The 6,201-nt window shown below is 49.7% G+C and carries 6 protein-coding genes; 5 read left to right on the top strand and 1 reads right to left on the bottom strand.

Annotated features, from left to right (window positions below; translation table 11 throughout):
• From V7Z60_RS08330 to V7Z60_RS08320, 3 genes are all read left to right on the top strand, one after another.
• Positions 1-413 (top strand): DUF4982 domain-containing protein (locus V7Z60_RS08330; RefSeq protein ID WP_334117366.1); only part of this gene is annotated, 413 nt, incomplete at its 5' end.
• 108 nt (positions 414-521) lie between these two features.
• Entirely contained in the window at positions 522-1,736 is a 1,215-nt protein-coding gene (locus tag V7Z60_RS08325) for an MFS transporter (RefSeq protein WP_334117365.1), read from the top strand.
• A 22-nt stretch (positions 1,737-1,758) separates the two neighbouring features.
• A complete protein-coding gene (locus V7Z60_RS08320) occupies positions 1,759-3,279 on the top strand; it encodes a glycoside hydrolase family 43 protein (protein ID WP_334117364.1) in 1,521 nt (506 codons plus the stop codon).
• Positions 3,280-3,338: 59 nt separating this feature from the next.
• Here the strand turns inward: V7Z60_RS08320 and V7Z60_RS08315 are convergent, their stop codons facing one another.
• The gene (locus tag V7Z60_RS08315; protein WP_334117363.1) at positions 3,339-4,325 is read right to left on the bottom strand and encodes an AraC family transcriptional regulator; all 987 of its coding nucleotides are present in this window, start codon (positions 4,323-4,325) and stop codon (positions 3,339-3,341) included.
• A 109-nt stretch (positions 4,326-4,434) separates the two neighbouring features.
• Here V7Z60_RS08315 and rhaB point away from each other — a divergent pair, with 109 nt between their 5' ends.
• Together rhaB and V7Z60_RS08305 are read left to right on the top strand one after the other, a co-directional pair.
• On the top strand, positions 4,435-5,913 hold the full coding sequence (rhaB, locus tag V7Z60_RS08310) for a rhamnulokinase (protein WP_442918911.1): 1,479 nt from the start codon (positions 4,435-4,437) through the stop codon (positions 5,911-5,913).
• The coding region (locus V7Z60_RS08305) for an L-rhamnose isomerase (RefSeq protein WP_334117361.1) at positions 5,900-6,201 on the top strand (302 nt) is incomplete at its 3' end. The genes rhaB and V7Z60_RS08305, both read left to right, overlap by 14 nt.

Raw genomic sequence — 6,201 nt, 5'->3', positions numbered from 1 at the left:
GCGGGAAAAAGGAACTTGTTGACTGCAGCGCTGAATGGAACGTTGAATATGCTCCCGGAGAAATTGAAGTCAAAGCATATGATGAAAAAGGCGGGGTGACAGCTTCTGACGTGCGTGATACTGCCGGAAGCGGGGCAGATGTTGTCCTGAGAAGAGTCTTTGCGGGCAGGACGACCGATCTTGTGATGATTGAATCAGTTGATGAAAACGGCACCGTCGTTCCGACGGATGACAGCCGCATTTCCGTTAAGGTTGACGGTGCAGAAGTCATGGGACTTGGAAATGGCAACCCTTCCGATACATCAAAACGTTCCCTTGATGAAGTCAGTTTATTTTGCGGCAGAGCGCTTGTCGTGGTCAAGAAGACGAAGAATTCACCATATGAGATTCATGTTGAAAAAGCACATCTGTGAAATGAACACTAAACTGGTAGAATTTGAATATGGAGAAAACGCTTCCTGAAAAATATAATGAAACATGTAAATGAGACAAAGCATGAAAGTTATGAAAGGATGAATGTCATGAATAAAATGAAAACAAGAATAGGCGTTGTAAGTATGGCAACGCTGGCCATGTCCGGCTCCGTTGCCGGTTCTGCAATTGCAGCCATCTCGAAGTCCTTCCCGGACACGCCGATTTCAACGATCCAGATGCTGTCGACGCTTCCCGGAGTGGGATCGCTCATCATCACACTTGTTGCCGGGCAGATGGCCATGAGAATTTCAAAGAAGAACCTTGTCCTTCTCGGTGTTGCACTTGTTACAATCGGCGGCCTGATTCCTGCATTCTGGAACAGTTCCGTCATCGGGCTTCTGGCATGCTCGGTCATTTTAGGCATGGGTGTCGGATTCATTTCAACGCTCAATCCGATGATTCTCACACAGTATTTCGAAGGCGAGGAACGCTCGTCCATGATGGGGTTCAACACAGGCATGACCTCACTTGGATCAATGGTTCTGACAGGTGTCGGCGGATTCCTCGGCGGATCTAACTGGCGTCATCTGTACTGGGTCTTTGCATTCGGTATCGTTGTGTTCCTGCTTGTCCTGTTCTGCCTGCCAAAGGATGAAGTCATCAGGGAATCCTTGAATGAAGGTAATGGAAAGGGCGAAAAGGAATCAACATGGAAGATCTTCAAGGGCCTCAACCCCTATGTCTACTGGGTATACCTGGCAGTGTTCATCCTGGGTGTTGCATACACTGCATACATGGCCAACCTGTCAATTGTCGTTTCCGCAAAGCACATGGGAGGTACTGCCACAACCGGTCTGATCAACGCAATCGGAACATTCGGCGGCATCTTTGCCGGACTCGGATTCAAATACGTCCGCAAGGTCACGAAGCCTGCAACGCTTGCAGCCGGGTTCACGTTCCTGATCATCACGCTGGTTCTCACCTATTTCTTCAGCAACGTTGCCGCACTTTCAATCGCCGCTGTCTTTTCAGCCGTAACCATGGTAACCGTAATGTCAACGTCAACGTTCATGCTGTCAATGCTCTGTGCTCCAAAGCAGGTGCCGATTGTAATGTCGACATTTGCATTCATCAATTCGCTGAGTTCTGCGATTGCGCCTAAGCTGATCAGCTGGGTTCATGTTCCTGCCGGTGCGCCGTCATTTGTCTTTGCAGGAATTCTTTCAGCAATTGTCGTTGTTGCACTTCTTGTCACAGGATTTGAAAAGAAGGTCGAATCCGGCAGCCTGCTTCAGGACAGTCCGGCTCCTTCAGAAAACTAATTGATAAAGAGGTGTACTGGAAATGAAATATGTCAATCCGGTCCGACGCGGCATGTATCCCGATCCAAGTGTTGTCCGCGTTGGTGAATACTATTACATGGTCAACTCAACCTTTGAGTACTATCCGGGGATTTCAGTATCGAGAAGCAGTGATCTGGTCAACTGGGAGAGCCTTCCGGGTGTTGCATCCGAGACGTCACAGGCTGACCTTCGCAGTTCCAGGTCAAATGAAGGTATCTTTGCAGTCTGCATCAGATATCATGATGGACATTTCTATGTGGTGACAACGAATTTTGCCGAGTTCAGGACGTTCATCATCCGTGGCAGACTTGAAGGAGACGGAATCGTCTGGGAAGACGGCAGGATTGAAGTTGACGTCAAGGGCATTGATCCCGACATCTACTTTGAAGACGGCAGAATGTATCTTCAGTTTACGGGGTATGTCAATGACAAAGGGCTGAAGGCTCTGCAGCAGGTTGAAATCAATCCGGAAACGGGAGACATTCTCCGCGGACCGGAGATCATCTGCTACGGTACAGGCGGAAGGGATGTCGAAGGCCCCCACATCGTAAGAAACAAGGGATGGTACTATCTTCTTGCCGCTGAGGGCGGCACGGGACAGGGTCACATGATCACAGTCTTCCGGAGCAGGAATCTCTGGGGTCCCTATGAAGACGAACCGGGAGTAAATCCCCTGTTCACGAACCGTGACCGTGCCGAAGAACCGCTGCAAAACATCGGTCATGCCGATCTTTTCAAAGACGAAAACGGCTGCTGGTGGATGACGTGCCTTGGCACGAGGCCTGCTCAGGTTGGATTTTCCCAGATTACAAACATCGGTCGGGAAACGCTTCTCTATCCTGTAAGGTGGGATGGGGACTGGCCTGAGATCTACAACGGTGTGCCGACTGCAGAAGTCGATCTGACCGGTTTTCCCGAGCATGAAAAAGCTGTGGGAAAGCAGCGCTTTGACGGACTTTTGGATGACTTTTCAAATGGAAGTATCTCAAATGAGTGGCTGACACTGAGAGACAGCCTGGGAGAAAATCTCAGGGTCGAAGAAGGATGCCTCAGACTCAGGGGAAGCAATGTCAAACTGTCTGATCTCGGGACCCCTGCATTTGCCGGCGTCCGCCAGGCCGAGCACCAGGAAACGTTTGAAGTCGGTCTTTCCGGTGAAACTGATCCGGGTGACGGGTACCTCGGCCTTGCCGTCATCATAGATGCGGCACATTATGCTGAGATTGCCTTCTGCAGGGCTGAAGAAGGTGGATACGACGTCTTCAGAAAGCAGATGGTTGCCGATGTGGAGATTGACCAAAAGGAAGGGCATCTTGACGAACTGCCGGATGAACTCAGGCTTGTCAATGAAAAGGACAGGAAGATCTTCACGGTCTCATCCGGAACACAGTCCGTATCCTTTGCAGTTTCCGCAATCAACTTGTCAAACGAGGCCCTGGCGGCTCTGAACACCGGGGACATTGAAGGAATACATGCATATGGCGACAGCCTGCTTTCCGTAAAAAAGGTAATGAGAAAGTGAATGGCAGCCTGAAATGAAAAATGCAGGGAATCCGATGAAGCGGGTTTCCTGCATTTTTTTCATCCAAAGAAGTCATACTCTCTGTTTTTCCTGGATTTGCCGGGAGTGATCTTATACATTTCCTCGTATTTTTTGTAGAAGAAGGACTTGTTTCCGATTCCGACCTCCTCCATGATGTTTGAAACGGGAAGTCCGGTTGTCACAAGGAGCCTGTGTGCTTCTGTTATCCTCTGCATGTTCAGGACCTCTGAAAAGGTTCTGCCGACTTCTCTTCTGAAAATGTTGCTCAGATAGTTTCTGTTGTAGCAGTAGCGTTCTGAAAGCTCCTTCAGCGAAACGGTCGCATACTCATTTGTGATGTCAGACAGCATGTTGACGACGAGACGGTTTGTTTCTCCGTCTTCCGGAATCTGCACGCTGTAGTTTCTGATCAGTTGTGCAAGGAGAATGTTCAGGTAGGATTTCAGCATGAGGTCTGAAAACTGCTGACTGGTGAAGTATTCATCAATGATGTCATCCAGTATCTCACGCAGCCTGAAGTTGTTGTCGGTGCGGAAGACGACAAAGTCACGGGCTCCTTTCCGCTCGTTTTCCTCCTTCAGCAGAAAGTTGAACAGGACGCTTCCCTGTCCTTTCAGTTCCTTGAGCAGATCGAGGCTTATGTTGGTGTTTCTGAACAGGATGTTCACAAGCAGGTCGTTTTCTCCAAGAGCCGAGATACTGTGCGAGGTTCCCACGTCAAGCAGAATCAGGTCCCCCTGGTCAAGGTGGACGAGATTTCCGTCGACGGTCTGGTCAGCAGATCCCCGCAGCATGTAGTTGATTTCAAGAAACGTATGTCTGTGAAGCGGATAGGGAGCAAAGCGGTTGTGTCTGCTCAGATAGATTTCCCTGTTTCTGAAGAAGTAGTTGTTCAGTGTCCGGCCGGTTCCCTCCTGCATGCTGATGGCACCGGCAGGCATGTCCTCGATGAAACGTCCGGTTTTACGCTGGATTTTCTCAACCGGGTTCAGTTCATACAGTTTCCGTATGATTTCTCTTTTCATTTGAATGCCCTCCAACTGTACATATGATACTTTTATGATGTTCTTGTGTCATTGTAGCACTGACTGCAACCGGATACAATATACTTGTAAGAGAATTAATGACAAGGAAATGAAGGTGTTGAGCTTGAGTAATCACTATATTGCCGTTGACATTGGGGCTTCGAGCGGACGCTTGATGCTTGCGGAAATTTCAGGTGGAAAAATGACACTTGAGGAGGTCCATCGCTTTAAAAACGGATTCAGAAAAGTCGATGGACACGACCGCTGGAACATTGACCTTTTGATTGAGGAAATCTGTCACGGACTGGCGAAGGTCAGGAAGATGGGCATTGAAAAAGTCACGTTGGGAATTGACACCTGGGCAGTTGACTATGTCCTGGTCGGATCTGACGGCAGAAAACTGTGTGATCCCGTTGCATATCGTGACGGGAGGACAAAGGATGCCGTAGAGGAGCTGACAACGAAAATTCCGAAGAGGGAAGTCTACAAAAAGACCGGCATCCAGTTCCAGAACTTCAATACATTGTATCAGCTTTACCGCGAGGACAGGGAACTTCTCAAAAAGACAGGCATGATCATGATGATTCCCGACTATATCGGATATGTCCTGACGGGAAATGCCGTCACCGAAGTAACCAATGCCTCCACCACTCAGATGATGAATCTCAGGCACGGCCTGTTTGATGAAGGACTTCTTCATGAAGCAGGCGTCAGGGCCGAAATGTTTCCACCCCTGGTTGAGGCCGGAACGGAACTTGGGATGATCAGAGAAGATCTTCGCCTTGAATACGGCCTTCCGGAAACCATGGTGGTGACGGTTGCCACTCATGATACTGCCTCGGCAGTTGCCGGCACCCCGGGCAAGGGTCACAGCTGGGCATTTCTTTCATCCGGGACATGGTCGCTTCTTGGAGCAGAGCTCAACGTTCCGGAAACGGGAAATGCGGCCTTCGAGGAAAACTATACAAATGAGTGGGGGGCTTACGGAACATACCGCTTTTTGAAGAACATCATGGGAATGTGGATTGTGCAGTGCATCCAGCGTGAGTATCAGGGCAGATACACATTCGTCGAACTGGCGGAGATGGCCGGGAAGGTCAGTCCCTTCCGTCAGTTCATCGACATCAACGACGAGCGGTTCATGAATCCCGACAGCATGATTGACGAGATAAGGAACTGCTGCCTGGAAACGGGGCAGGAGGTTCCGGAAACTCCCGGTGAAATCGTAATGGCAGTCTATTCGAACCTGGCGATGTTCTACGCTGACCAGCTGCACAGGCTTGAGGAAATTCTGGAGGAAAAGATCGAAGTTCTGAACATTGTCGGCGGCGGGTCGAATGTCGCCCTTCTGGATCAGCTGACTGCCGACCTTTCAGGAGTCAGGGTGGTTGCCGGTCCGGGAGAGGCCACCGCAATCGGAAACATCATCGTTTCGATGATTTCCGAAGGAGACCTGAAGAACATCAGTGAAGGACGGCAGCTGATTGAAGATTCGTTCGAGCTGAAGGAATATGTCCCGTCTCCCGGAAAATACAGGGGAATTATGGAAAAATATCATGAAGTGACAGGAGGAAATGACAATGACTGATGAAAGGCAAGTACACACGGCATATGAAGAGGCAAGAAAACGCTATGAGGAACTTGGCGTTGACACGGAAGAGGCAATGAAGAAGCTTGAGAAAATCCGTCTGTCCATGCACTGCTGGCAGGGCGATGACGTACACGGATTCATCAATCCGGAAGTCGATCTTGCAGACGGACTCACAGTTTCCGGAAACTATCCGGGACGTGCCAGGACTCCTGATGAGCTGACGGATGACCTGCATGAGGCAATGAGCCTCATTCCGGGCAGAAAGAATGTTGCCTTGCATACAAT

The sequence above is a fragment of the Ligilactobacillus sp. genome, from assembly GCF_036846325.1.
Taxonomy (GTDB): Bacteria; Bacillota; Bacilli; order Lactobacillales; family Lactobacillaceae; genus Ligilactobacillus.
This window is presented reverse-complemented; position numbering and strand designations above follow the sequence as displayed.